General features: G+C 65.0%; 24 protein-coding genes. 14 read left to right on the forward strand and 10 right to left on the reverse strand.

Annotated features, from left to right (window positions below; all coding sequences use genetic code 11):
* The first annotated feature begins 41 nt into the window (after window positions 1-41).
* Entirely contained in the window at window positions 42-713 is a 672-nt protein-coding gene (locus AC5V87_RS03295) for a TetR/AcrR family transcriptional regulator (RefSeq protein ID WP_495369996.1), read from the forward strand.
* A gap of 18 nt (window positions 714-731) precedes the next feature.
* A complete protein-coding gene (locus AC5V87_RS03300; protein ID WP_495372028.1) occupies window positions 732-1,397 on the forward strand; it encodes an alpha/beta hydrolase family protein in 666 nt (221 codons plus the stop codon).
* 80 nt (window positions 1,398-1,477) lie between these two features.
* On the opposite strand, the gene AC5V87_RS03305 is transcribed toward AC5V87_RS03300, so the two are convergent.
* Entirely contained in the window at window positions 1,478-2,452 is a 975-nt protein-coding gene (locus AC5V87_RS03305; protein ID WP_495369997.1) for a ketopantoate reductase family protein, read from the reverse strand.
* A 155-nt stretch (window positions 2,453-2,607) separates the two neighbouring features.
* Between AC5V87_RS03305 and AC5V87_RS03310 the strand changes: the two genes are divergently transcribed.
* Complete coding sequence (locus tag AC5V87_RS03310) at window positions 2,608-3,411, forward strand: enoyl-CoA hydratase-related protein (RefSeq protein WP_495369998.1); 804 nt, start codon at window positions 2,608-2,610, stop codon at window positions 3,409-3,411.
* Window positions 3,412-3,414: 3 nt separating this feature from the next.
* On the opposite strand, the gene AC5V87_RS03315 is transcribed toward AC5V87_RS03310, so the two are convergent.
* Both AC5V87_RS03315 and AC5V87_RS03320 read right to left on the reverse strand, forming a co-directional pair.
* Window positions 3,415-3,651: a hypothetical protein gene (locus AC5V87_RS03315; protein ID WP_495369999.1), complete on the reverse strand. Its 237-nt coding sequence runs from the start codon at window positions 3,649-3,651 to the stop codon at window positions 3,415-3,417.
* Window positions 3,652-3,751: 100 nt separating this feature from the next.
* The gene (locus tag AC5V87_RS03320; protein WP_456841374.1) at window positions 3,752-4,636 is read right to left on the reverse strand and encodes a LysR family transcriptional regulator; all 885 of its coding nucleotides are present in this window, start codon (window positions 4,634-4,636) and stop codon (window positions 3,752-3,754) included.
* Window positions 4,637-4,747: 111 nt separating this feature from the next.
* Here AC5V87_RS03320 and AC5V87_RS03325 point away from each other — a divergent pair, with 111 nt between their 5' ends.
* From AC5V87_RS03325 to AC5V87_RS03340, 4 genes are all read left to right on the forward strand, one after another.
* Window positions 4,748-6,109 (forward strand): FAD-dependent oxidoreductase, encoded by a 1,362-nt coding sequence (locus AC5V87_RS03325; protein ID WP_495370000.1) that lies wholly within the window; start codon window positions 4,748-4,750, stop codon window positions 6,107-6,109.
* A 32-nt stretch (window positions 6,110-6,141) separates the two neighbouring features.
* Window positions 6,142-7,146 (forward strand): ABC transporter substrate-binding protein, encoded by a 1,005-nt coding sequence (locus AC5V87_RS03330; RefSeq protein ID WP_495370001.1) that lies wholly within the window; start codon window positions 6,142-6,144, stop codon window positions 7,144-7,146.
* A 113-nt stretch (window positions 7,147-7,259) separates the two neighbouring features.
* Complete coding sequence (locus tag AC5V87_RS03335; RefSeq protein ID WP_495370002.1) at window positions 7,260-8,033, forward strand: ABC transporter ATP-binding protein; 774 nt, start codon at window positions 7,260-7,262, stop codon at window positions 8,031-8,033.
* Window positions 8,026-8,850 (forward strand): ABC transporter permease, encoded by an 825-nt coding sequence (locus tag AC5V87_RS03340; protein WP_456841370.1) that lies wholly within the window; start codon window positions 8,026-8,028, stop codon window positions 8,848-8,850. The genes AC5V87_RS03335 and AC5V87_RS03340 overlap by 8 nt, the downstream gene beginning before the upstream one ends.
* Window positions 8,851-8,921: 71 nt before the next feature.
* Here AC5V87_RS03340 and gtdA read toward each other — a convergent pair whose 3' ends face one another.
* Window positions 8,922-9,962, reverse strand: coding sequence for a gentisate 1,2-dioxygenase (gene gtdA / locus AC5V87_RS03345; RefSeq protein ID WP_495370003.1), 1,041 nt, complete (start codon window positions 9,960-9,962; stop codon window positions 8,922-8,924).
* A 186-nt stretch (window positions 9,963-10,148) separates the two neighbouring features.
* Between gtdA and maiA the strand changes: the two genes are divergently transcribed.
* Window positions 10,149-10,781: a maleylacetoacetate isomerase gene (gene maiA / locus AC5V87_RS03350; protein WP_456841368.1), complete on the forward strand. Its 633-nt coding sequence runs from the start codon at window positions 10,149-10,151 to the stop codon at window positions 10,779-10,781.
* Window positions 10,771-11,283, forward strand: coding sequence for a MarR family winged helix-turn-helix transcriptional regulator (locus tag AC5V87_RS03355; RefSeq protein WP_456841367.1), 513 nt, complete (start codon window positions 10,771-10,773; stop codon window positions 11,281-11,283). Before maiA ends, AC5V87_RS03355 begins: the two co-directional genes overlap by 11 nt.
* Before the next feature lie 227 nt (window positions 11,284-11,510).
* Here AC5V87_RS03355 and AC5V87_RS03360 read toward each other — a convergent pair whose 3' ends face one another.
* The 4 genes from AC5V87_RS03360 to AC5V87_RS03375 all read right to left on the reverse strand — a co-directional run bounded on the left by AC5V87_RS03360 (window position 11,511) and on the right by AC5V87_RS03375 (window position 16,601).
* Complete coding sequence (locus AC5V87_RS03360; protein ID WP_495370004.1) at window positions 11,511-13,124, reverse strand: benzoate-CoA ligase family protein; 1,614 nt, start codon at window positions 13,122-13,124, stop codon at window positions 11,511-11,513.
* Window positions 13,121-14,275, reverse strand: a complete 1,155-nt coding sequence (locus AC5V87_RS03365) for an FAD-dependent monooxygenase (protein ID WP_456841365.1) — start codon at window positions 14,273-14,275, stop codon at window positions 13,121-13,123. The genes AC5V87_RS03360 and AC5V87_RS03365 overlap by 4 nt, the downstream gene beginning before the upstream one ends.
* Before the next feature lie 339 nt (window positions 14,276-14,614).
* Window positions 14,615-15,445, reverse strand: coding sequence for a cysteine rich repeat-containing protein (locus AC5V87_RS03370; RefSeq protein ID WP_495370005.1), 831 nt, complete (start codon window positions 15,443-15,445; stop codon window positions 14,615-14,617).
* Between the two features lie 154 nt (window positions 15,446-15,599).
* On the reverse strand, window positions 15,600-16,601 hold the full coding sequence (locus AC5V87_RS03375; RefSeq protein WP_456841363.1) for an NADP-dependent oxidoreductase: 1,002 nt from the start codon (window positions 16,599-16,601) through the stop codon (window positions 15,600-15,602).
* A 212-nt stretch (window positions 16,602-16,813) separates the two neighbouring features.
* Here AC5V87_RS03375 and AC5V87_RS03380 point away from each other — a divergent pair, with 212 nt between their 5' ends.
* On the forward strand, window positions 16,814-18,109 hold the full coding sequence (locus AC5V87_RS03380; RefSeq protein WP_495370007.1) for a dicarboxylate/amino acid:cation symporter: 1,296 nt from the start codon (window positions 16,814-16,816) through the stop codon (window positions 18,107-18,109).
* A gap of 12 nt (window positions 18,110-18,121) precedes the next feature.
* On the forward strand, window positions 18,122-19,039 hold the full coding sequence (locus AC5V87_RS03385) for an amino acid ABC transporter substrate-binding protein (protein ID WP_495370008.1): 918 nt from the start codon (window positions 18,122-18,124) through the stop codon (window positions 19,037-19,039).
* 134 nt (window positions 19,040-19,173) lie between these two features.
* Here the strand turns inward: AC5V87_RS03385 and AC5V87_RS03390 are convergent, their stop codons facing one another.
* On the reverse strand, window positions 19,174-20,004 hold the full coding sequence (locus AC5V87_RS03390) for an ATP-grasp domain-containing protein (protein WP_456841360.1): 831 nt from the start codon (window positions 20,002-20,004) through the stop codon (window positions 19,174-19,176).
* A gap of 374 nt (window positions 20,005-20,378) precedes the next feature.
* Between AC5V87_RS03390 and AC5V87_RS03395 the strand changes: the two genes are divergently transcribed.
* From AC5V87_RS03395 to AC5V87_RS03405, 3 genes are all read left to right on the forward strand, one after another.
* Entirely contained in the window at window positions 20,379-21,152 is a 774-nt protein-coding gene (locus AC5V87_RS03395; RefSeq protein WP_456841359.1) for a ferredoxin--NADP reductase, read from the forward strand.
* Window positions 21,153-21,578: 426 nt separating this feature from the next.
* Window positions 21,579-23,207, forward strand: a complete 1,629-nt coding sequence (locus AC5V87_RS03400) for an FMN-binding glutamate synthase family protein (protein ID WP_495370009.1) — start codon at window positions 21,579-21,581, stop codon at window positions 23,205-23,207.
* A gap of 85 nt (window positions 23,208-23,292) precedes the next feature.
* Complete coding sequence (locus AC5V87_RS03405; RefSeq protein ID WP_495370010.1) at window positions 23,293-23,532, forward strand: PilZ domain-containing protein; 240 nt, start codon at window positions 23,293-23,295, stop codon at window positions 23,530-23,532.
* Between the two features lie 58 nt (window positions 23,533-23,590).
* Here AC5V87_RS03405 and AC5V87_RS03410 read toward each other — a convergent pair whose 3' ends face one another.
* Window positions 23,591-24,886 carry a hemolysin family protein gene (locus tag AC5V87_RS03410; RefSeq protein WP_495370011.1) on the reverse strand — a complete coding sequence of 432 codons (1,296 nt, stop codon included), beginning with the start codon at window positions 24,884-24,886 and terminating at the stop codon, window positions 23,591-23,593.
* Window positions 24,887-24,990 lie beyond the last annotated feature (104 nt).

Raw genomic sequence — 24,990 nt, forward strand, 5'->3', positions numbered from 1 at the left:
AAGATGCATAGCTCTCAATCTGAACAGTGTCAAGTTCGCGCATGACGAAACCGATCGCGCCCGCGCCCGCCAAGCCGAACAGCAAGGCCCCGAAGCGGCCGGACGCCGGCTACCATCATGGTGAGCTGCAGGAAGCGCTGATCGCCGCCAGCGAAGCCATTCTCGCCGAGCGCGGTGCCGAAGGATTCACCCTGCGCGAGGCCGCCCGCCGCGCCGGCGTGTCCCCGGCCGCGCCGTCGCATCATTTTGGCAATGCGCGGGGTCTTTTGACCGAGCTAGCGATCCGCGGTTATGACGCGCTTGCCAACGCGCTGCGGGATGCTGCATCCCGCAAGCAGGATGCGCGCGGCAAGCTCCACGCCCAGGGGCTCGCCTATGTCGAATTCGCGCTGAAACATCCCGGCCGCTTCCAGATGATGTTTGCGAACAAGCGCCTCGTCGCGGACGATCCGCGCCTCAGGCAGGCGAGCCGGGCGGCCGGCCGCGAGTTCGAGATCATCATCGCCGAGCTCGTCGGTGCGACGCCCAGGCAGGCGAAGACCGCGGCCGCGGCAGCCTGGTCGACTGTTCACGGTTTTGCCAAGCTTGCCCTCGAAGATAAATTCGGTTCAGTGAAGAGCGAGGCTGGGTACCGCGAGATCATGACGACGCTCAATCACGTGCTGAACTATCTCTGGCCACCGGGCAGCGCGGGCCCGAGGATCGAGGGGTAACGCGTCGTGCCGGCCAGAATGGCGGAGCTCAAGCTCGACATCGAGCCCATCGGCATGGTCTCGGCGATCCTGACGCAGCCGGACAATGCGCGCGCCTGCTACGTCCTGGCGCATGGCGCGGGCGCGGACATGCGGCATGCCTTCATGGAGAAGGTCGCAGCAGGCTTGGCGGAGCGCGGCATCGCGACGTTCCGATTCAATTTCCCCTACATGGAGGAGAAGAAGGGCCGTCCCGACCAGCCGGCTGTCGCGCACGCGGCCATCCGCGCGGCGGTGGAGGAAGCGGCGCGGCTCTGTCCCGGCGTGACGCTCGTCGCAGGTGGAAAATCCTTCGGCGGGCGCATGACCTCGCAGGCGCAATCCAAGTCTCCGCTGCCTGGCGTCAAGGGGCTCGCCTTTCTCGGCTTTCCCCTGCATGCCGACAAGAAGCCGTCATCCGAGCGCGCCGAGCACCTTGCTCAAGTCGCGATCCCCATGCTGTTCCTGCAAGGCACGCGCGACGGGCTGGCCGATCTCCGACATCTCAAGCCGGTCATCGCAGCGCTCGGGGCGACGGCGACGCTGCATGAAATCGAAGGCGGCGATCATTCCTTCGCGGTGCTGAAGAAATCCGGCCGCACCAATGACGAGGCGCTCACAGAGGTGCTCGACGCGCTTGCGGCCTGGATCGAGGGGCTCGGCTGAGGCTCGAGCATGATCCGGAAAAGTGTGCAGTGGTTTCCGACCAGATCATGCTCCCAAAATGACGTGAAGCGCGCCGCGCTTCACGCGGAATAGAGCCCCTTGTCACGCGCCTTCTGGATCGCGAGCGCGGCGATCAGGTCGAGCGTCGGTGTCGACAGGCCGGCGGTGCGCGCGAAGGCGGCGGGGGCCTTCACCAGCACGTCGATCTCCATGGCGCGGCCGAGTTCGTAATCTTGGAGCAGCGACGGCTTGTGGTTGGGAGCGGGGCCGCTGCGCGTCACCCGCTTGACCTCGGGGATGAAGTGCTGGGCGATGTCGTTGGCCTCGTTCAGCATGCGCGGAATCACCTCGGCGAAGGCGGGATCGTCGCGCAGGCCGCGCGCAGTCTGGCCGGTGAGCAGGCACAGCACCGAGAGCGACATGTTGGTCAGCAGCTTTGACCAGATCGCCTCGCGGATATCGGCCACCGGCGGCGATTCCAGCCGCGCGTCGTTGAAGACGCCACGGAGCTTCGTGATGCGCTCGCAGTTGCGGTCGTCGCATTCGCCGATCAGCAGGCGATTGCGGTCCGGCGTCAGGTTCTGCACCACGCCGGGCGCGGTCACCTCGTTGGAGGAGAAGATGACGCCGCCGATGATCCGCTCCTTCGGGATGCAGGCGCGCAGCCGCCCGCCCGGATCGAGGAAGGAAATGTCGGGCGGGGCGGGATGCCGCGGCGGCAGGCCGATGCCGTACCACCAGGGAATGCCGTTCTGGGCGAACACGATGGCGGTATCGTCCTGGAGTAGTGGCTTGATGCTGGAGACCAGCCCGGTCAGTGCGGTCGCCTTCAGCGTCGAGATCACGACGTCCTGCGGACCGAGTTGGGCCGGGTCGCCCGATGCGTTCACCTTGGCACTGACCTCGGAATCGCCGACACGCAGCTTCAGGCCGTTCGCCCGCACGGCTTCCAGATGCGCGCCCCGCATGACGCAGGAGACCTCATGGCCGGCGCGCGCCAACCGTACCGCAATGTGGCTGCCGACGGCGCCCGCGCCGAAAATGCAGATGCGCATGTGATGTCTCGTCCCTGATCCCTAGATGCCGCCCGGCGGCAGCATGACACAAGCCGCCATGCGATGGGCGCGGCCTTCCCACGCTGGAAAGATATGGATCAGGATGCGTTGCCTCGGCCATAGTGCGCGCCCAACGAATGATCGGAGGATCGCCGATGACTGCCAACCCCGTCCTGTGGACCCTCGATGCGCGCGGGGTTGCGACCGTCACGCTGAACCGGCCGGAGGTCAACAACGCCTATGACGGTGCTCTGATCGCAGGCGTGCTCGCGGCCATAGACGATCTGGCCAAGAAACCGGCCTTGCGCATCGTCGTGCTCAAGGGCAACGGGAAACATTTCCAGGCTGGCGCCGACCTCAAATGGATCAACGGCGTGCGGCCACGATCGCCCGAGGCCAACGAGGCGGCCTCGCAGGCGACCTTCGAGGCCGTGCAGCGCCTCAACACCTTGGCCGTCCCGACGGTCGCGCTGGTGCAGGGCGGCTGCTTCGGCGGCGGCACCGGCGTGATCGCGGCCTGCGACGTCGTGATCGCCGCCGACAACGCCCTGTTCTCGATCACCGAAGTGCGCTGGGGCCTGACCGCCGCGATCATCATCCCGCAGCTCTGCGATGCCATCGGCGTCCGGCAGGTCCGCCGTTACGCGCTCACTGGCGAGCGCTTTGGCGCCGAGGATGCCCGCCGCGTCGGCCTCGTGCATGAGGTGGTGCCGCTCGCTGAACTCGAAGCGGCGGGCGCCAAGGTAGTCGAGCAATTGCTGGCGAACGGTCCGGAAGCGATGGCCGAGACAAAGCGGCTTGCGCTGGAAAGCTCGTTCGGCGGTATGGCGGTGGACGATGCCGCCTACAAACGGCTCGTGCAGCTGCATTCGCTCAAGCGCCAGAGCAACGAAGCGGCGGAAGGGCTGGCCTCGTTCGCCGAGAAGCGCGCTGCGAATTGGGGCGGCGGCAAAGACTGAACGTCAGCAGCCGCGGCAGATGTTGTTGATGCTGCGATAGACCGCGTCGTCATCCTGTCGCATCTGGCGCAGCGATTCAAACGTCTTGCTCTCGTCCATCGGCGCCACGGGTTTACGCTTGGCGGCCAGTTCTTCCTCCTGCCGCTTGTAGCAGGCCTCGCGATCCGGCTTGGCCTGGATGAAGCGGCAGTTTTGCTCCAACGCCGCGGCGGGAGCGCTGGAGATCGCGAGAACGACCAAAGGCGGGCAGGGCTAGTTTCAAGAGCATCGAATCCATCGCCGACCTTCTCTCAGCTCCCTCGATCGAGAGCAACAGGCATCTTGTGACACTCGCCGCGGCTCACAGCGACGGCGCGAGCGATGTTTTCAGCAGCGTCAGCAGCGCCTGCACCGCGGCGGCGTTGCGGCGCCGCTCGGGGATGGCGGCCTTCACCCACAATTCCGGAATCGGAAAGTCGCGCAGCACCGGCTTCAGTGAGCCGTCGCGCAAGGCATCGGCGACGAGATAATGCGACATCAGCGCGATGCCGTTACCGGCGATGGCACTGCGCGCCAGCACATGTCCCTCGTTGGAGGAGAGCAGCGGGCTGACCTGGATGCTGATGCGGCCGCGCGGCCCGTCGAACACCCACTCCGGACCTGTCGGCATGAAGCTGAGGCAGCGATGCTCGACGAGATCGCGCGGATGCTTTGGCGTGCCGTGCTTTTTCAAATAGGCCGGCGAAGCGCAGAGCAGCCGCTTCAACGGCACCAGCGGCTCGTCGACCACGCCGCCGAAGGAATGCGGGAAGGCGCCGATGGCGATGTCGAATCCTTCAGTCACGGGATCGACCGGGCGGTCGATCAGCACGATCTCCAGCTTGAGCCGCGGGTTTTGGGTCTGGAAGGCGCTGAAGGCATCCGCAAGCCGCGCCACCGTCAGCGAGGTCGGCGCCTTGATGCGGAGGTGATCGACCAAGTCATGGCCCTTCTCACCCATGCGCGACAAGAGATCGGTGGCGTCAGTGACGACGCCGCGCGCGCGATGCACGTAGCGTTGTCCGGCCTCAGTCAGCCGCAACTGCCGAGTCGAGCGGTGGAACAGCGGGGTGCCGATCCGTGCCTCCAGTTGCGTGACGCGCTTGGCGACAACGGAGGTCGAGACATTGAGCTTTCGCGCGGCGGCGGAGAAGCCGGCGGCATCGGCGGTGGCGAGGAAGGCCTGAAGGTTCACCAGGATGTCCACTTTGACCTTTCTCGATTTGCGAAAGCTGATCGCGTATTTTGGTGGATTGTAGCCTTCTGCGCGTTAATTCATAGTCGGCTGCAAGCAAGGAATTTTGGGAAGGAACGCACCATGCGGGCCATGATCGAAGAACCGGCACGGAAGGTGCCGCTCTACGGCGAATATGAAGTCGTCGTCCTCGGCGGCGGGCCGGCCGGCATTGTCGCGGCGGCCTCCGCGGCGCGGGCAGGGCGGAAGACACTGCTGATCGAGCGCTACGGTTTTCTAGGCGGCATGGGCACCGCCGCCGGCGTCACCAATTTTTGCGGCCTGCACGGCAATGTCTACGGCAAGGCGCATCGTCTGGTGCAGGGCATGGCGTCGGATCTGCTGGCGCGGATCGACCGCTTGGGCGGCCTCAATGCGCCGCACCTGATCCTCGGCAAAGTGTTTGCGCAGGCCTATGACACCGCGGCCTACAAGATCGCGGCCGATCAGCTGCTCGCCAGCCACAAGGTGCACATCCTCTTCCACGCCCTCGGCGCCGGCGTCGTGATGGGCCATAACAGCCGCATCGATGCGCTGCTGGTCGAGACCAAGGCCGGCCGGCAGGCGGTGCGCGCGGAGATCTTCATCGATTGCTCCGGCGACGGCGATCTCGCAATCTGGGCCGGCGCGCCCTACGAGATCGGCGACGAGCACGGCCATCCCCTCTATCCCTCGATGATGCTGCGGCTCAACGGCATCGACCCGGAGAAGGCGGGCGATGCCTGGCGGACCATCCCGCAATTGATGGAAAAGGCGGTTGCCGCCGGCACGCATACATTTCCGCGCAAGAGCGCGATCGTGCGGCCGCAGAAATCCGGCATCGAATGGCGGGTCAACTTTACGCAAGTCGCGCGTGAGGACGGCCATGCGATCAACGGTGTCGAGCCTGACGATCTCACCCGCGGCGAGATCGAGGGCCGCAAGCAGGCGCTCGCCGCCTTCGAATTCCTGCGCACCGTGCCGGGCTTTGAAAAATCCTACATCGTCGATTTGCCGCCGCAGCTCGGCATCCGCGAAACGCGCCGCATCAAGGGCGGCTATCAGCTCAGCGGCGAGGACGTGCTTGGCTGCGCCTCGTTCGAGGATTCCATCGGCGTCAATGGCTGGCCGATCGAGGCCCATGTTCCTGGCGATGTCGTCTTCACCTTCCCGCCGATCCCGGAATCGCGCGGCTACAACGAGCTGCCCTACCGGATGCTGGTGCCGGAAGGCGTCGACAATCTCCTGGTCGCCGGCCGCTGTGCCTCGATGACCCATGAGGGCCAGTCGGCTGCGCGGGTCTCCGGGGCATGTTTCGTGATGGGCGAGGCAGCCGGTTCCGCCGCCGCGCTGGCGCTCTCGGGAAACCGGATTCCGCGCGAAATCCCCATTGAAAAATTGCAGGAAACGTTGAAACAACGGGGCGCCTTCATCGGGCGGGACCAAATGGTGCCCGAGGCCCTGTGACGGTCTGCAAGACAAACGCGAGAGGAAACGGGATGATCGGAATTGCACGGCTCGCAGCTGCTGGCCTGTTGGCGATCATGGCCATGGGCGCGGCGCAGGCCGACGACGCGCTGAAGGCCAAGGTCGGCGTGCTCCGTCTGTCGTCCTCTGCGCCCGTCTTCATCGCGCAGGACAAGGGCTATTTCCGCGACGCCGGCCTCGATGTCGAGCTGAAGTTCTTCGATGCAGCGCAGCCGATCGCGGTCGCCACCACGTCGGGCGACGTCGATTTCGGCGTCACCGCCTTCACAGCCGGCCTCTACAATCTCGCCGGCAAGGGCGTGCTGAAGGTGATCGGCGGCATGAGCCGCGAGAAGGCCGGCTATCCCCTGATCGGCTACTTCGCGAGCAACAATGCCTATGCCGCCGGCCTGAAGACGCCGAAGGACCTCGCCGGCAAGCGCATTGCGGTCACGCAGGTCGGCTCGTCGTTTCACTATTCCCTCGGCCTGCTCGCCGACAAATACCGCTTCAAGCTCGCCGACGTGAAAATCGTGCCGCTGCAGTCATTATCCAACGCGGCTGCCGCGCTCAAGGGCGAGACGGTCGACGCGGCGCTGCTGCCGGTCTCCACCGCGCGAAAACTGATGGACGAAGGCGGTGCAAAATTCCTGGGTTGGGTCGGCGACGAGACGCCCTGGCAGCTGGGTGCGGTGTTCGCTTCGCCGAAGACGCTGACCAACAAGGCGCTGGTGACGAAATTCCTCGGCGTGCTCGCAAAAGCCGACCGCGAATATCACGATGTCATTCTCGCTTCCACGAAGGACGGCGTCGCCCCGATCAACGACAAGACCAAGCCGCTGTTGGAGATCATCGCCAAGTACACCAACCTGCCGGTCGAGCAGGTGGTCGGCAACTGCGCCTATATCGATCCGGACGGCAAGCTGGACGTGAAGAACGTCGACAACCAGATCAAATGGCTGCAGGAGCAGGGATTCGCCGACAAGGGTTTTGATGCGAATGCGATCATCGCCAAGGATTATGTGAAGGCGGATTGATTCATGCCGCATGCACCCCACCATCGCCGTCATCCTTCGAGGCTCCCATCGCGATGCATTCGCATCGCGATGCTCGCACCTCAGGATGACGGGGAGAGAACAGGGCGTAATTCATGGACCTGATTGCCAACCACATCACCCATCGCTTCGGCGATCTCGCCGTGCTCGACGATATCTCGTTTACCGTCGGCGCCGGCGAGGTGGTGGCGATCGTCGGTCCCTCCGGCTGCGGCAAGAGCACGCTGCTGTCGATCCTCGGCGGCCTGCTGCAGCCGATGTCGGGCGCGCCCGAGCTGCGCGGCGCGCCGCCGGCGGACAGTCTCAATCCGCTGACCTTCGTGTTCCAGGATTTTGCGCTGCTGCCTTGGGCCACGGTGGAGGAGAACGTCGAATTTCCGCTGCTGCACTCCCGGCTCTCGGTCACGCAACGGCGCGCGCTGGTGGACGACGCCTTGCGCCGCACAGGCCTGACCGATTTCCGCCAGACCTATCCAAAGCAGCTCTCCGGCGGCATGCGCCAGCGCGTCGGCATTTCGCGCGCGCTGGCGGTGAAGCCCGCCATCCTGCTGATGGACGAGCCGTTGTCGGCGCTGGATTCGCAGACGCGTGAGCTCTTGATGGAGGATTTCGTCCGCCTGCTCGCCGACGGCGGCATGGGCGCGGTCTATGTCACGCACAATCTGGAAGAGGCCGCGCGGCTTGCCGACCGCATTGTGGTGCTGTCGCGACGGCCGGGTCGCATTCGCGAGGTCGTCACGGTGCCGATGACGCGCGCGGCGCGCGGCGAAGCGGCAGCGCGGGAAAAGCTGCTGGCGCTTCAAAACCAGATCTGGTCGCTGATCCGCAGCGAAGCCATCGATGCCGAGCGCGAGGTGCAGCATGCTTGATCGGGCGCCGGCGGAAACTCTCGCAAAGGACGAAACGACCCGGCGCGTCCGCTTCCGCGGCGCAGGCTTCGTGCCCGCGTCGAGCCGCTTCGGCGGCTGGATCGCGCTGGCGCTCGTCATCGCGATCTGGCAGGCGGCCGGCAGCACCGGCCTGGTCAACCCACTGTTCCTGCCGGCGCCATCGGCGATCGTGCGGGCGATCTACGAGCTCGCGATCTCAGGCGCGCTCTGGCAGCATCTTTCGGCCTCGCTCCTGCGCATCGGCGTCGGCTGGCTGCTCGGGACCGCAGCCGGTGTCGCGGTCGGATTCGCTATCGGCCTGTCGAGGCTCGCGCGCAGCGTTGGCATCACCTTCATCTCGGCGCTGTTCCCGATTCCCAAGATCGCGCTGCTGCCGCTCTTGATCCTCTGGCTCGGCATCGGCGAAGAGCCGAAAATCGCGACCATTGCGTTAGGGGTGTTCTTCTCGACCGCGATCTCGGTCTATAGCGGCGTCGATGCGGTGCCGCGCAATCTCATCCGCATGGCGCAAAGCTTCAACGTGCCCTTCGCCACCATCGTCCGCAAGGTGATCTGGCCCGGCGCGCTGCCCGCGATTCTTGCCGGCTTCCGCATCACAGCCTCCGTTGCGCTCTTGCTCGTCGTCAGCGCCGAGATGATCGGCGCGCAATTCGGCATCGGCGCCTTCGTGCTCCAAGCCGGCAATCTGATGCAGACCGATCAACTGCTCGCGGGCGTGGTGATCCTGTCGGTGTTCGGCCTCGCGGTGGGGAAGGTGATCGGCTGGCTGGAGATGCGGCTGTTGCACTGGCGGTAGCCACGCTGTCGTCCCTGCGAAAGCACGTGTTCGCAGGGACGACACCGGATGTGAGGCGCGCGAACCCCACATCACGCGTTGCCGCGATCCTCCCGAAACAAATCCAGCTTCTGCTGCACCGGCCGGTCCGAGAAGCTGAACAGCACGGCATCCTCGTCCGCCTCGTGCGTCACCCAATGCCAGCTCGGCACCACGAACAAATCGCGCGGGCCCCAGTCGAACACGGCATCGCCGATCCGGCTGCGGCCGCGTCCCTCGATCGGACAGAACACCGTCGCGTCCGTCGATCGATAGCGCGCGGTGCTAAAACCCTTCGGCAGCAGCTGGATGAAGGTGCCGATGGTCGGCATCGCGAAATCGCCGGTCTCGGGGTTGCTGAACTTCAGCTTCAGCCCGTGGCAGGCGTCCCACTCCTGGCTCGCGCGAGCCTTCTCCAGCGCCTCGCGGGTGTAGGCGTAGGGATAGCTGAAGATCGGCGACGTCTTTGAGCTCCGCTTCACATCGACCGGCAGGAGGTTGTGGCCGTAGCGCGCAAAGCTGTCGCCGGCCGGTTTTGTGATCTTCTGCTGGTCCTCTTTCGAACCCTCCGCAAACGAGCAGTCGAAGAACTGCACCAGCGGAATGTCGAGGCCGTCCAGCCAGAACATCGGCTCATCAGTTTCATTGGAATGATCATGCCAGGTCATCGACGGCGTGATGATGAAGTCGCCGGGCTCCATCGCGGTGCGCTCGCCGTCTACGGCGGTGTGCGCGCCCTTGCCTTCGAGCACGAAGCGCAGCGCCGACTGGCTGTGGCGGTGCGCGGGCGCGACGTCGCCGGGCACTACCATCTGCACGCCGGCATAAAGCGAGGTCGTGATCTTCGATTGTCCGCGCAGGCCCGGGTTCTCCAGCACCAGCACGCGCCGCTCGGCCTCCTTGGCCGTGATCAGCTTGCCGGCCTCGGTCATGTAGTCGCGGATGACGTCGAATTTCCAGAGGTGGGGCCGGCACGCGCTCCTCGGCTCGGGCGTGATCAGATCGCTCATCACGGTCCACAGCGCGGTGAGATTCTCGCCGTCGATCTTCTTGTAAAACGCCTCGCGTTCGGGCGTCTTGGTCACGGCTTCCATGGTGCGCTCCCGTTCGTTTTGTTGATTGACAGTATACTGACGATCTAGGTAGCGTCAACGCGGCGGACGGTCACCAGAGGCTGTCGTTCCGGGGCTCGCAAAGCGAGAACCCGGAACCTCGAGATTCCGGCTCGGCGCTGGCGCGTCGCCCCGGAATGACGGCGCAAATCAAAAGGGAGGGTCTCGATGAAGCTGCACGGCTATTTCCGCTCCAGCGCCGCCTATCGCGTGCGGATCGCGCTGAACCTCAAGGGCCTCGGCGCCGAGCACCTGCCGCATCACCTGCGCAAGGGGGAGCAATGCGCGCCCGCCTATCTCGCCATCAACCCGCAAGGCCTGGTGCCGGCACTGGAGAACGATGCGGGCGCAGTTCTGACCCAATCGGTCGCCATCATCGAATGGCTCGACGAGACCCATCCTAACCCGCCGCTGCTGCCGAAGGATCCGCTGCGCCGCGCCAAGGTGCGGGCGTTCGCGCTGGCAATCGCCTGCGACACCCATCCGGTGCAGAATTTGAAGGTGCTGGCGCGGCTGCGCGAGCTCGGCCTGGCCGAGGAGAAGGTCCAGGACTGGGCCGCCTGGGTCAACCGCGAGGGCCTGTCGGCCTGCGAGACGCTGATCAAGAACGAGCCCGGTCCGTTCTGCTTCGGCGATGCGCCGACGCTCGCCGACCTCTGCCTGGTGCCGCAGCTCGCCAATGCGCGCCGCTTCGGCGTCGATGTCTCAGCCTATCCGCGCCTGCTCAAGGCCGAGGCTGCGGCCAAGGCGCTGCCGGCCTTCGCCAATGCCGCACCGGAGAAGCAGGCCGATGCCGAGTAAGCCTGCGGCTCCCATCACGATCGACGCGGTCTATGCCGCGCCGGGCTACCTGTTCCGGCGCATGCAGCAGATCGCGGTTTCGATCTTCATGGAGGAGTGCAAGGCGTTCGATCTCACGCCGGTGCAATACGCGGCGCTGATCGCGATCCATACCCATCCCGGCATCGACGCGACGCGGCTGTCGGCAGTGATCGCGTTCGACCGCTCGACGCTCGGCAGCGTGATCGAGCGGCTCCAGGCCAAGGAGCTTGTCGAGCGCAAGCCGGCGCCCGAGGACAAGCGGATCAAGCTGCTCTATCTGACCAAGGCTGGCGCAGCGATCCTGCGCGAGATCATCCCCGCCGTCGAACGCGCCCAGGCCCGCATGCTGGAGCCGCTGAAGCCCGCCGACCGCAAGGCGCTGATGGGGCTGCTGACACAGCTCGTCGACCTCAACAACGAGGCCTCGCGCGTGCCGCTCCGGGCCGAGGATGCGCTGGAGCATCTGGGCAAGGCAGGGTGAGTAAAATGCTGCCTTCGCAACAATAACGGTGTCATTCCCCGCCACCGGGTCTCGCCTTCGGCGAGCCCGATGACAGGCTTCGGCGGGGAATCCAGTACGCCGCGCCTTCTCCGTACCCTCGCTCTTTCGGAATACTGGATCGCCCGCCCCAGTGCGCAAGTGCGCACAGGGCGGGCGATGACAGCGGATGTGTGGCGGCGCAAGCGCGCCCCTCACTTCCGTCGGTCTCACATCCTGAGCAACGCCTGGCGGTCGATCTTCCCCGTGCCCGTCTTCGGCAGCTCGTCGGTGAAGATCACCTCGCGCGGATATTTGTACGGCAGCAGCTTGCCTTTCACGTAATCCTGCAGCCGGCGCGTCGTCTCGCCCTGGTCCACCGCGCGGTTGTTCATCACCACCACCGCCTTCAGCGTCATGCGCCGGTCCGGCAGCTCGGCGGCGAACACGGCGCATTCGCGGATATCAGGGTGGTCGGCGAGGCAGAGCTCGACCTCGAGCGGATAGACCCACTGGCCGGAGATCTTGATCAGATCATCCGCTCTGCCGCGGAAGAAATGGAAGCCGTCGGCATCGCGCACGAAGCGGTCGCCGGTGTAGATCCACCCTGCATCGCGGATCGTCTCGGCGGATTTGTCCGGCCGGTTCCAGTACAGCGGCGTGTTGGAATCACCCCGTACCCACAGAATCCCTTCCTCGTTGTCGCCGACGTCACGGCCATCCTTGTCGCGCAGCGCGACCTCGTAGCCGGGCACGCGCAGGCCCGCGGCGCCGAGCTTCTTCCGCTCGGGACGGTTGGAGAGATAGATGTGCAGCACCTCGGTCGAGCCGAGGCCTTCGACGATCTCCAGCCCCGTGAGCGTCTTCCAGCCGTTGAAGACCTCGGCCGAGAGCACCTCGGCCGCAGAGAGCGACATGCGCAGCGACGAAAAATTCGTTTTGTCCGCGCCCTCCGCCTTGGTCAGCGACGTGTACAGCGTCGGCAGGCCGAAGAAGACCGTCGGTTTGTACTGCTCGATCGCCGCGAAGATCGCGGCGGGCTTCGGCTGGCCTGGCAGCAGCAGCGTTGCGGCACCGGCCGAGAACGGGAAGGTGACGGAGTTGCCGAAACCATAGGCGAAGAAGATCTTCGGCACCGAGAAGCAGATGTCGTCCGGCGTCAGCTTCAGCACGTTCCGTGCAAAGGCGACCTCGCTATACGCCATGTCGTGCTGGAGATGCACGATGCCCTTGGGCCGGCCGGTCGAGCCGGAGGAGTACATCCAGAACGCCATCTCGTTGCGATGCGTCGGAGCTTCCGCCAGTTCAGCCGGGAATTGCGCGAGCCAGCTTGCCGCCGCGAGCGCCGCAGGCGCGGCATGCCCGCGCGCATCGCCATTGACAACGATCAGCGTGTGCAGCTTCGTATCCTTGCACGCCTCGGCATTGAAGCGCGCGCAGAACTCGGCGTCCGCCACGGCAACCGCCGCGGCGGAATCGGCGAGATAGAATTGCAAGAGGTCCGGCGGCGTCAGTGTGTTGATCAAGAGCGGCACGAAGCCGGCGCGCACCGCGCCGAAGAAGGCGGCCGGATAGGCTGGCGTGTCGTCGAGGAACAGCAGCACACGGTCGCCGCGCTTCAAGCCAAGCGAGACAAAGCCGTTGCCCCAGCGGCATGCCTCCGCGCACAGCTCGGCATAGGTCCGCGTGCCCGCCGGCCCGATCAGCGCGACCTTGTCGCCACGGCCTTTGCCGAGATTGTCGAACAGCACGCGGCCGGCGTTGTAAATGTCCGGAACGGCAAAGCCGATCTCGCGCGCCCCCGGGCTGTCGGCCGGCACCTGGTCAGGAATCACGTTGCTCATGCCGTAGCCTCGCCGCCGGCGTCTGCGCCGTTTCTGGTGGCCTCGTAACGCGCCATGAAGGCGGGCGACATATGGCGCAGGCGTGCATCGTCGATGCGGCCGGAGCGGGTGATGTAGCTGTAGGCAAAGTCCATCAGCTCGAGCTGCATGTGCTCGGCGAAATGCTCGTACCAGAAGGCGGAGGTGCGGGCGGCGTTGACGAGCTTCTGCACGATCGGTTTGCGCGCGGCCTGGTAGCGATGCAGCGCCGTCGACAGATGCGCATCCGATTCCAGCGCCTTGATCAGCGCGATGGCGTCCTCAATCGCGAGCCGCGTGCCCGAGCCGATCGAGAAATGCGCCGAATGCAGCGCGTCACCGATCAGCACCATGTTCTTGAACGACCAGTGCTCGTTCCAGACCCAGGGGAAGTTGCGCCACACCGACTTGTTTGAGACGAGGCAGTGGCCGCCGAGCGTGTCGGCAAACACCTCCTCGCAGACGCCCTTGGATTGCTCGACGTCCTTGTAGGCGAAGCCATAGGCCTGCCAGGTCGCGTGGTCGCACTCGACCAGGAAGGTGCTCATGTTCGGCGAGTAGCGGTAGTGATGCGCGTTGAAGACGCCGCGATCAGTCTTCACGAACGTCTGCGACAGCGTGTCGAAGCGCTTTGAGGTGCCGTACCAGACGAACTTGTTGGAGGAGTAGGACAGCGAGGTGCCGAAATCGCCTTCATAGGCGCGGCGCACCAGCGAGTTCAGCCCGTCGGCGGCGACGATCAGATCGTGGCCGTTGAGCTGGTCGATGGAATGGATCTGCGTGTCGAACCGCGACGTGACGCCGACATTGAGCGCGCGCTGCTGCAAGAATCTCAACAGCTCGAGCCGTCCGATCGAGGAGAAGCCGACGCCGTCGATGGCGACGCTGTCGCCATGCAGGCTCAGCGTGATGTTCTCCCAGCTTTCCATGTGCGGGGCGATCGCGTCGACCGTCTCGGGGTCGTCGGCGCGCAGGAACTCCAGGGCCTGGTCGGAGAACACGACGCCAAAGCCCCAGGTCGCGTCGGCCGGGTTCTGCTCGAACAGGTCGACCTGATCCTCGGGGTGACGCTTCTTCCAGAGATAGGCGAAGTAGAGCCCGCCGGGCCCCCCGCCAATCACGGCGATCCGCAACGTCTTCCTCCCTAATTGACAGTATACTTACTATCTTGGGGGTAGACTAATGTGCTCCGGCCTCCCACGCCAGCGGAATTATCGGTAAGGCGTGGCGCGTCGAAGCCCGCTCTCGGACACGCGTTTGCGCCTGTCCGAACCCGCTAGATGCGAACCATAGCCAAACCGGGCCGGATTGGCCACCCGGGCGGTCAGAGGCAGCGCTTCACGTCGACCCCGTCCACCAGCACCCGGGTGCAGCGAGCCACCGGAACCGGCTTGCGGACCGCGACGGCAGCATTGGGGCCGGCGCAGCCCGCGCGATAGACGCCGCGCAGTGGCGCGTGAAGTGTGCGTTGGCTAACGCGCCGCGAACGGTGCGAGCACGTCCTTGCACGCGGGCGACAGCGACGCGGCTTGGTTGGAGATACACTGGATGATGCGGCCGCCGCCGGGCGCGACGCCGGCACAGAGCGAGCGGATGTCGGCGCCGCAGGCGGAGCGGACGATGAACAGCTCTTCGCGCGGCCGCAGCGGGCGTAACGCGATCACGGCCGGCGCCGCAGCCGGTGCAGCACCGGCCGCTGGCGCTGCGGCTGCCACGCCGCCGCCACCAGCTGCGGCGGTTACGGCCTTCTCGCAGGCCGGCGAAACCTTGGCCTTGTTCTTCTCCAGGCATTCGAGCGCGGGGGCGCCGCCGGGCGGCACGCTGGCGCAGACCTTGGGATAATCCGCCCGGCACGCGCTCTTGACCGCAGCGACCTGTGTGCTGCTCGGTTGCTTTGCGGCCGCGGCCTTCGGAGCGGCTGCCGCTGCCGGCTTGGCCGCAGGTTCGGCGGCCGGCGCAGCTTCCGTTTTGGCTGGTTCGGATTTGGCTGGTCCGGATTTGGCCGGTTCAGACTTTGCGGGAGCAGCTTCGGTCTTGGGAGCCGCAGCGGGCTCGACCGCGCGGACCGCGGTTTGGCAACCCGCCGACAGATTGGACATGTTCTTTGCCAGACATTGATAGGCTTCCACGCCGCCCGGCGTCACGCTCGCGCAGTGCGCCATGAAGTCCGAGCGGCATGCGGAGCGGATGGCGCTCTTCTGCGCCTCGGTCGGGGCTTGCGCGAATGCGCCTATTGCAGTTGCGAAGAGCGTCGCCGCGAGCAACGCGGTGCGCGTTGAAGCATGTTTCAACGTGTTGAACATTGGGGTGAATTCCTGCCCTGTCGGTAATGCCGACGCTTTATTAAAAGTGATGCAAACAATCGTCGCGCGTAATGCGTCGCAAGCGGCATCATTGGCCGCTTCGACCTCTACCGCAAGTCAATACTAGCTGTGCAATTGCGACCTTACTGCGTCGTCAGAGCTTGACCATGCGCTTGCCGCGGTTCTCGCCGGCCAGCAATCCGATCAGCGCCTTCGGCGTGTTCTCGAGGCCCTCGATGATGTCTTCCTGCACCTTCAGTCTGCCGGATTTCACCCAGGCCTGGAGGTCGGCGAGCGCGCGCTGGCTGTCCTTCATGTAGTCCATCACGATGAAGCCCTGCATCACCAGCCGTTTCACCACGATCAGGCCGGGCACGCCGCGCGGGCCGTGCGCTGAGGGCGCGCCGTCATATTGCGAGATCGCACCGCAGCAGGCGATGCGGCCGTAATTGTTCATCTGCGGCAGGCATGCTTCCAGAATGTCGCCGCCGACATTGTCGAAATAGACGTCGATCCCTTTCGGCGCCGCCGCGCGCAAGGCCTTGAACACCGCGCCATCCTTGTAGTCGACCGCCGCATCCAAGCCGAGCTCGGAGGTCAGCCAGTTGCACTTGTCGGCACCGCCGGCGATGCCGACCACACGGCACCCTTTGATCTTGGCGATCTGCCCGACGATCGAGCCGACCGAGCCTGCAGCCGCGGAGACCACGACGGTCTCGCCCTCGTTGGGCTTGCCAACCTCCAGCAAGCCGAAATAGGCGGTGAGGCCGGCGATGCCGAACACGCTGAGCAGATGCGTCATCGGCTCCAGCTTCGGCATCTTTGTCAGATGCTTTGCCGCCACCGCGGCATATTCCTGCCAGCCGGTGTCGCCGAACACGATGTCGCCTGCCGCGAGTCCCTCGGCCTTCGAGCTGACGACCTCGGCGATACCGCCGCCGGCCATCACGCTGTTGGCCTCCACGGCCGAACGATAGGTCGCGCCGTGCATCCAGGCGCGGTTGGCGGCGTCGAGCGAGATGTATCGCACGCGCAGCAAAGCCTCGCCGTCCTTCGGCTCCGGCATCGCACCATCGATCATGCGAAAATGTTCGGGGCCGAGCTTGCCGCTGGGCTTTTCCACCAGAAGGATCTGGCGATTGATGCTGCCGCTCATGGCGTTTCCCTCTTCATTTGTTTGACGATTATTGATGCAGCCGCCGCAAAGAAAACGTGCAAGCCACATTCGTTGTGCGCTGCATGAAGGCTAGATCGCGCGCCCTTTTCGTGCAATGGGAACATCTCGCCCCGAGCAGGTGCACGCAAAGCGTGTTGCGTCGCCGTGATATCTGCGACATCATGAAGCGGCCGATGTAGTGGGGTCTTTCAATGTCGAACAGGTTTACGCAATACATTCTGGCCGCGATGGTGCTGGGCATCGTCATGGGGGCGGCGATCTTCAACTTCCTGCCCGATACGCGCGCCGAGTGGGCGTCCTCCATCAACCTGATCGCCATGATGTTCCTGCGCCTGATCAAGATGATCATCGCGCCGCTGGTGTTCGCGACCCTGGTCGGCGGCATCGCGCATATGGGCAGCGGCTCGCGGCTCGGACGCATCTTCGCCAAGACCATGGGCTGGTTCGTCACCGCCTCCTTCGTCTCGCTGCTGCTCGGCCTCGTCATGGTCAATCTGCTCCAGCCCGGCGCGAACTTCCCAGGCACGCTTCCCGCGGCGGGGCAATCGACCGGACTGCCGGTCTCGGCCTTCTCGATCGAGAAATTCCTGACCCATCTGATCCCGACCTCGATCGCGGATGCGATGGCGCAGAACGAGATCCTCCAAATCGTGATCTTCGCCGTGTTCTTCTCGGTGGCGATGGGCTCGATGCCGGAGCGCTCCAAGCCGATCCTGGCGATGATCGACGACGTCGCCCACATCATGCTCAAGGTGACGAGCTATGTGATGCTGTTCGCGCCGCTCGCGGTGTGGGCCGCCATCACCGCTACCGTCGCCAAGAACGGTCTCGGCGTGCTGTGGAAGCTCGTCGTCTTCATGGGCGGCTTCTATCTCGCGCTCGCGATCCTGTGGGCCATCCTGGTGGTCGTCGGCTTCGTCGTGATCGGGCCGCGCTACAGCCATCTGTTGAGGCTGATCCGCGAGCCGCTGATGATCGCCTTCTCCACCGCGAGCTCGGAGGCGGCCTATCCGAAGACGCTGGAGGGCCTCACCAAGTTCGGCGCCTCGTCGCGGATCTCGAGCTTCGTGCTGCCGCTCGGCTACTCCTTCAACCTCGACGGCACGATGATGTACTGCACCTTCGCCAGCATCTTCATCGCGCAGACCTATCACATCGAGATGTCGCTCGCGACGCAGCTCGCGATGCTCGCGACCCTGATGATCACCTCCAAGGGCGTCGCCGGCGTGCCGCGCGCCTCGCTCGTGGTGATCGCCTCGACGCTGTCGCAGTTCGGCATCCCCGAGGCCGGCCTCTTGATGATCATGGGCATCGACACCTTCCTCGACATGGGCCGCAGCGCGACCAACGTGATCGGCAACTCGCTCGCCACCGCCGTGGTCGCGAAGTGGGAAGGCGAGCTCGGGCCCGAGCACGAGCTCGGACCGGGCGAGGTGGCGACGCCGGGTATGGTGCCCGGCGAATTGCCCGCGATGGCCGGCCATTGACGGAGGTACATCATGCGCCGCTCATTGGCGATATCGGGCGGCCTGTTGCTGGCAGCGTGTCTGCTGACAACCGGCGCCGCCGCGCAGACCGGCAGCGAAGGGCTTAGCCCGACGCTGTCGGCGATCAAGAACAGTCACACCGTGCGGCTCGGCTATCGCGAGAGCTCGCCGCCGTTCTCCTTCCTCGACCAGTCGGGCCGGCCGATCGGCTACAGTCTCGAATTGTGCGAGGCCATCGTGGAGGAGATCGGCATCGAGGTCGACGATCCCAATCTGAAGATCGACTACGTCAAGGTCACCTCGGACGACCGCATCGACGCGGTGCTCCAGAACAAGGTCGATCTGGAATGCGGCTCGACCACGGCCAACGCCGAGCGCGCCAGGCGCGTCGCGTTCTCGCCGTTGATCTTCGTCGCCGGCACCAAGCTGATGGTGCCGAAGGCGTCCGGTGTGCGGCAGCTGGCCGACCTCAAGGGCAAGACCATCGTGGTGACGAAGGGCACCACCAACGAGCAGGCGATCCAGGCGGCCGACAAGAAGTTTTCGCTCGGGCTGAACATCGTCACCGGCGCCGATCACGAGCAGTCCTATCAGATGCTCGTCGACGGCAAGGCCGCTGCGTTCGCCACCGACGACATCCTGCTCTCCGGCCTGATCGCGCGCCACAAGGCGCAGGACAAGTTCCGCGTCACCGGCGATTACCTGTCCTACGATCCCTACGGCATCATGTTCCGTAAGGGCGAGCCGCAGCTCTCCGCCGTGGTCGAACGCGCCTTCCGCAAGCTCGGCTCCAACCGCGACCTCGTCCCGCTCTATAATAAATGGTTCACGGCAAGGCTTCCCACCGGCGAGCGGCTGAACGTACCGATCTCGCTGCAGCTGGAAGAAGCCTTCAAGGCCATGGACGATTCCGCCAGCGCGAATAATTAGCTCGCTATCCCGTCATCCTGAGGTGCGAGCCTGGCGGTGCAGAGCACGCTGGGCGAGCCTCGAAGGATGAGCGGCCGGGATGCAGCGACAGCCCGGGCCGTGGCCCTTCGAGGGCCGCTGAAGAAGCAGCCGCCTCAGGATGACGGTGATGGTTTGGTGCTCGCGGAAGCATCCTTAAACACCCGGTCCAGCGCCGCGTCATAGGTCGCCTGCACCAGTTCCGGATGAAGCTTGCCCAGCGCCTCCATCATCACGCCGGAGTTGATCTCGAGCACCCGCCAGGCCCCATCGACGCGCACCACGTCGATCGAGGCGAAGGTGATGCCGATGGCGCTCGCGGCATCGATTGCGAGCTTCGCGCAGGCCGTTCGAATCTCGCCGTCCTCCAGCAGCACCGGCTTTGCGCCGGCATCGAGATTGTGTCGCCAATCCGCGCCGCGCTGCTTGCTGTAGACGATGCGGGGCGCATCACCAAGTAGCACGACACGGACCTCATCCTCGATCGCGACATAGGGCGAGATCACGAGCCCTGTGCTCATCGCAAAGACCTCGCTGGCGGCGTGGTCGAGTTCCGCCTCGGTCGTCACCTTGAACACCGATCGTCCCGACGTCCCCTCGTTCGGCTTCACCACCACGCCTTGCGGATGGTCGCCAAGCAGCTCAAGCATCTGCTCTCGCCAGGTGGCGCCGACGACATTCTTGCCCAGCTTCGGATTGAGGAAGAGGTGATGCGGAATGCAGGGAACGCCCGCAAGCGCAAGCGCATCGGCGGTAGCGGATTTGTCGTTGGCGAGACGATGGGCGACGGCGCTGTTGAGGCCGATATCGTAGCCGAAGGCGAAGCGGCGCTGATCGTCGAGGTGCATCGCGATCAGCCAGCCGCCGGCGCGGACATCGACCGCGATGCCGTGGTCCGCGCAATAGCGCCTGATCGCCTGGACGAAGATCCGCTCGCCGCTCGCCATCTGTCTCGACCGTATCGTGTCGCCAAAAGCCGCAAAAATCCGGGAATCGGCGCCATTCCGGGGTGAAAATCAGAGCTATTCTTAATGAAATTCTCGCGAGCGCGATGGAAATTAAGTGCTGCCATCGATCGCCCTCGGGAAAAGAAATTGCCCTTAAACGAGGCCCGGCAGCAAAACCGTTAATGATGCAGCCAATTCTGCGCCAAATGCCGGTTTGATCGGCATCAATTGCATTCGGAACGAGGTTGATTATTGGCCTCAATGGCGTAGATCACACACGCGAAATCCTCCGCCATGGCAATGGTGTCCGCCCCGTTTTCAGGGCCGGCAATGCTTTTGCCCTAAAACCGCAATTATTCGGAATATCGAAAATCATGAGCGCGTTTTACCGAGAGAAGGTTCTTTCCGTCCAGCACTGGACCGACACGCTGTTCAGCTTCCGCGCCACGCGCGACACCGGCTTCCGCTTCCAGAACGGCCAATTCGCCATGATCGGCCTCGAGGTCGACGGCCGCCCGCTGCTGCGGGCCTACAGCATGGCGAGCGCGAACCACGAAGAAGAGCTCGAGTTCTTCTCGATCAAGGTGCAGGACGGTCCGCTGACCTCGCGCCTCCAGAAGATCAAGGAAGGCGACACCATCCTGGTCGGCCGCAAGGCGACGGGCACGCTGATCACCGACAATCTCATTCCCGGCAAGCGGCTGCTGCTGCTCTCGACCGGCACCGGCCTTGCGCCGTTCGCAAGCCTGATCAAGGACCCCGACGTCTATGACCAGTACGAGAGCATCGTGCTGGTGCATGGCTGCCGCCAGGTCTCCGAGCTCGCCTATGGCGAGAAGCTCGTCGCGTCCCTGCGCGAGGACGAGCTGTTCGGCGAGCTGCTCGCCGACAAGCTGGTCTATTATCCGACCGTGACTCGCGAGCCCTTCCGCAACCGCGGCCGCATCACCGACCTCATCAACTCCGAGCAGCTCTTTAACGACATCGGGCAATCGCCGCTCGACATCGCGACCGATCGCATCATGATGTGCGGCAGCCCGGCGATGCTGGAAGAGCTGAAGGTGATGTTAGAAAGCCGCGACTTCATCGAGGGCTCGGGCAACAAGCCCGGCCATTTCGTGATCGAGAAGGCGTTCGTCGAGCGGTAGGCGCCGCTGAAAGGATGGCGCGATCCTGGCGCCCAACTCGTCGTCCCGGACAAGCGCAGCTCTTGGCAACGCGTAGCGTTGTCCAGCGCGGAGCGCCGATCCGGGATCGCCGCGCGAGTCCCGCGTCTGCGCTGACGCTTGCTCGGGACGACAGCTGAACTTGTGGGAACGCGTCTGCGCTCCAAAGGGAGCTGGTCCAGGCCATTAGCCCGGTCGTCCCGCTTCTCTGCTGCACTGCAAAACCCGCCCGCCGGGCTGGTTGATCTTGCTCGGCCGAATTCGCTAGCCTGAAACAATGGCCGCGTCATATCCGTATGACAGGCGCGGGCGTATCGTACCGCCCTCATGCTGACCAGAGGAGGGATCGTGGCCGACGACAACACCAACCAAGAATCGCCCAAACGTCTGCCACTGGGGGAAGAGGGAATGCTGGAGACCCTCCTGCTGCCGTTCTCGCCGCGCTTCATCGTGCTGACGACCTGCGCGGTGGTCACTGCGCTTCTGGTCGGCATCGGCATCGCCGACCGCAAGATCTTCGACATCCTGCTGATCCCGATCGCGATCTTCGGCGCCCTGACGCTGCTCGGCGTCCGCGATCTCATGCAGAAGAGCCACGCGGTGCTGCGCAACTATCCGATCTCGGCGCATATCCGCTTCCTGCTCGAAGAGATCCGCCCGGAGATGCGGCAGTATTTCTTCGAGAGCGAGAAGGACGGCATGCCGTTCTCGCGCGACACCCGCGCGGTGGTCTATCAGCGCGCCAAGATGCAGCTCGACAAGCGGCCGTTCGGCACCCAGGAGGACGTCTACCGCGAGGGCTACGAATGGATGCACCACTCGGTGGCGCCGAAGACGCATGCCGAGGAGAAATTCCGCGTCACCATCGGCGGTCCCGATTGCCCCAAGCCTTACTCGGCCTCGGTGTTCAACATCTCGGCGATGAGCTTTGGCGCGCTCAGCCCGAATGCCGTGCGCGCCTTGAACGCGGGCGCCAGGAAGGGCAACTTCGCGCATGACACCGGCGAAGGCGGCGTCAGCCCCTATCACCGCGAGATGGGCGGCGACATCATCTGGGAGATCGGCTCTGGCTATTTCGGCTGCCGTCACCTCGACGGCACGTTCGATCCGGAAGCCTTCGCGCGCGTTGCATGCGAGGACCAGATCAAGATGGTCGAGCTCAAGATCAGCCAGGGCGCCAAGCCCGGCCATGGCGGCGTGCTGCCGGCGGCAAAGGTGTCGGAAGAGATTTCCAAGATCCGTGGCGTCGCCATGGGCGAGGACTGCATCTCGCCGGCCTCGCACCGCGCCTTCTCGACGCCCGTCGGCATGTTGCAGTTCATCGCCGAGATGCGCCGCCTCTCCGGCGGCAAGCCGGCCGGCTTCAAGCTGTGCATCGGCCATTCCTGGGAATTCCTGGCGATCTGCAAGGCGATGCTTCAGACCGGCATCTATCCGGATTTCATCGTCGTCGACGGCAATGAAGGCGGTACCGGCGCCGCACCGCTGGAGTTCATGGACCATCTGGGCATGCCGATGCGCGAGGGCGTCAATTTCGTCCACAACGCGCTGGTCGGCATCAATGCGCGCGACCGCATCAAGATCGGCGCCTCCGGCAAGATCGCCACCGCCTTCGACATGGCGCGTGCGATGGCGATCGGCGCCGACTGGTGCAATTCGGCGCGCGGCTTCATGTTCTCGCTCGGCTGCATCCAGTCGCTGAGCTGCCACACCGACCGCTGCCCAACCGGGGTCGCGACCCAGGATCCGACCCGGGCGCGCGCTCTCTACGTGCCGCTCAAGATCGACCGCGTGCACAATTATCACCTCGCGACGCTACACTCGCTGACCGAGCTGATTGCCGCCGCGGGCCTCACCCATCCGCAGGAGCTGCGCCCGATCCACTTCACCCAGCGCACCTCGACCACCGACGTGAAATCCTTCGCCCAGCTCTATCCGGCGCTGCGCCCGTGCGAGCTGCTCGAAGGCACGGAAGATCCGCGCTTCCGCGACGCCTGGCGCATGGCGCAGGCGGAGACGTTCCAGCCGGCGCTGTGAGAAGCCGGCGGCGGCGCACTGGAAAATGGTTGCGAGCGGAGGATGGGCTTAACCTCCGGTTCAACTTTGGGTCTAGATTGTTCCCATGTACGAGCGACGCGACAAGGCCCGACATCGGGTGTTGAATGCCGGAACGATCGAGTTCGGCGGCGGCGCGATCGATTGCACCGTTCGCAATTTCTCCGACACCGGCGCCGCGCTCGACGTCACCAGCCCGGTCGGCATCCCCGAACATTTCACCCTGTTCGTCACCGCCAATGGCACGCATCATCCCTGCACCGTGGTGTGGCGCAAGGAAAAGCGGATCGGCGTGAAGTTCGGGTGAAGCTCCGCGTTTGACGCGAGCTCCAGCCTCAAGCCCCGCGGACAGCGGAGGGTCAGCCTCACCCCGTCTCCACCTCACTCAACCGGCTCGCCAATATCTTGTCGATGCGCCGGCCGTCGAGATCGACCACCTCGATGTGCCAGCCGCCGAAGTCGAAGGCGTCGCCGACATTGGGCAGCACGCTGAACTGTTGCAGCACGAGGCCTGCCACCGTGTTGTAGCGGTGCGGCGGCAGCTCGATGCCGAGCAGCTCGCCGAACTCGTCCACCGGCATCCAGCCGGAGATCAGAAGCGAGTCGTCCTCGCGCCTGACATAGGCCGGCTCCGGCGGCCCCTCCTCCGAATGGAAGGCGCCGACGATCGATTCCAGGATATCGGCGGCGGTCACCATGCCTTCGAACGCGCCGTATTCGTCGTAGACGAGGCCGACATGAACCGGCGCGGCCTTCAGGATCGTCAGCACGTCGCGCGCGTCGGCCGAGGCCGGAATGCCGGGCGCCTCGCGCACCAGCGCGCGCAAATCCGGCGAGCGCTCGTTCATATGCGCGATCAGCAGATCCTTGGCCTGGAGCACGCCGATCGGCTTGTCGCGGTCGCCGTCCGAGACCGGAAAGCGCGAATGCGGGCTCTTGACGATGATCTCGCGAATTTCTTCCGGCGGGTCGTTCAGATCGATCTCGTCGACCTCGGTGCGCGGGGTCATGACGGCGCCGACCGGGCGGTCGCCGAGCCGCATCACGCCGGCGATCATCTCCTTCTCGCCCGGCTCGAGCACGCCGGCGCTTTCGGCCTCGCTGACGAGGTGGTGGATCTCGTCCTCCGAGACCTTCTCCTCGGCCTTGCCGCCGCGGCCGAGCAGCGTGAGGATCAGCTTGCCGGAGACGTCGAGCAGGAACACCAGCGGCAGCGAAATCTTCGCCAGCAGGTGCATCGCCGGCGCGACCCTGACCGCGATGCTTTCGGGGTCGCGCAGCGCCACCTGCTTCGGCACCAGCTCGCCGACGATCAGCGTGGCGTAGGTGATCAGCGTGACGACGATGCCGACGCCGATGATGTCGGCAATCCCGGCGGACAGGCCAAGCTCGAGCAGCCATTGCGTCAGCCGCTGCCCGAGCGTGGCGCCGGAGAACGCGCCCGAGAGCACGCCGACCAGCGTGATGCCGATCTGCACCGTCGAGAGGAATTTTCCGGGATCGGCCGCCAGCGTCAGCGCCCGCTCGGCGCCGCGCACGCCCTTGGCCGCGAGCAGCGACAGCCGGGCCGGGCGGGACGACACCACAGCCAGCTCCGACATGGACAAGAGGCCGTTGATGACGATCAGGACGACGACGATCACGAGTTCGACGGAGAGCATTGACGTTCCGGTTGTAAGCAAGTGTGGCCGGCCGGCGGCACAAGCATTGATATAGGTATTTTGCGATGAGATGCCGGCAATTCTGTCGCATCCACCCTGCAGGA

It is taken from the genome of Bradyrhizobium sp. SOJA106, from assembly GCF_059448745.1.

Coding starts and splice junctions, on each gene's coding strand:
- AC5V87_RS03335 (WP_495370002.1), top strand. CDS start 7,260: ATGGACCTGATTGCCAACCACATCACCCATCGCTTCGGCGATCTCGCC.
- AC5V87_RS03400 (WP_495370009.1), top strand. CDS start 21,579: ATGCTGGAGACCCTCCTGCTGCCGTTCTCGCCGCGCTTCATCGTGCTG.
- AC5V87_RS03355 (WP_456841367.1), top strand. CDS start 10,771: ATGCCGAGTAAGCCTGCGGCTCCCATCACGATCGACGCGGTCTATGCC.
- AC5V87_RS03385 (WP_495370008.1), top strand. CDS start 18,122: ATGCGCCGCTCATTGGCGATATCGGGCGGCCTGTTGCTGGCAGCGTGT.
- AC5V87_RS03380 (WP_495370007.1), top strand. CDS start 16,814: ATGTCGAACAGGTTTACGCAATACATTCTGGCCGCGATGGTGCTGGGC.
- AC5V87_RS03360 (WP_495370004.1), bottom strand. CDS start 13,124: ATGAGCAACGTGATTCCTGACCAGGTGCCGGCCGACAGCCCGGGGGCG.
- AC5V87_RS03295 (WP_495369996.1), top strand. CDS start 42: ATGACGAAACCGATCGCGCCCGCGCCCGCCAAGCCGAACAGCAAGGCC.
- AC5V87_RS03325 (WP_495370000.1), top strand. CDS start 4,748: ATGCGGGCCATGATCGAAGAACCGGCACGGAAGGTGCCGCTCTACGGC.
- gtdA (WP_495370003.1), bottom strand. CDS start 9,962: ATGGAAGCCGTGACCAAGACGCCCGAACGCGAGGCGTTTTACAAGAAG.
- AC5V87_RS03395 (WP_456841359.1), top strand. CDS start 20,379: ATGAGCGCGTTTTACCGAGAGAAGGTTCTTTCCGTCCAGCACTGGACC.
- AC5V87_RS03405 (WP_495370010.1), top strand. CDS start 23,293: ATGTACGAGCGACGCGACAAGGCCCGACATCGGGTGTTGAATGCCGGA.
- AC5V87_RS03370 (WP_495370005.1), bottom strand. CDS start 15,445: ATGTTCAACACGTTGAAACATGCTTCAACGCGCACCGCGTTGCTCGCG.
- AC5V87_RS03300 (WP_495372028.1), top strand. CDS start 732: ATGGCGGAGCTCAAGCTCGACATCGAGCCCATCGGCATGGTCTCGGCG.
- AC5V87_RS03310 (WP_495369998.1), top strand. CDS start 2,608: ATGACTGCCAACCCCGTCCTGTGGACCCTCGATGCGCGCGGGGTTGCG.
- AC5V87_RS03410 (WP_495370011.1), bottom strand. CDS start 24,886: ATGCTCTCCGTCGAACTCGTGATCGTCGTCGTCCTGATCGTCATCAAC.
- AC5V87_RS03305 (WP_495369997.1), bottom strand. CDS start 2,452: ATGCGCATCTGCATTTTCGGCGCGGGCGCCGTCGGCAGCCACATTGCG.
- AC5V87_RS03330 (WP_495370001.1), top strand. CDS start 6,142: ATGATCGGAATTGCACGGCTCGCAGCTGCTGGCCTGTTGGCGATCATG.
- maiA (WP_456841368.1), top strand. CDS start 10,149: ATGAAGCTGCACGGCTATTTCCGCTCCAGCGCCGCCTATCGCGTGCGG.
- AC5V87_RS03390 (WP_456841360.1), bottom strand. CDS start 20,004: ATGGCGAGCGGCGAGCGGATCTTCGTCCAGGCGATCAGGCGCTATTGC.
- AC5V87_RS03340 (WP_456841370.1), top strand. CDS start 8,026: ATGCTTGATCGGGCGCCGGCGGAAACTCTCGCAAAGGACGAAACGACC.
- AC5V87_RS03375 (WP_456841363.1), bottom strand. CDS start 16,601: ATGAGCGGCAGCATCAATCGCCAGATCCTTCTGGTGGAAAAGCCCAGC.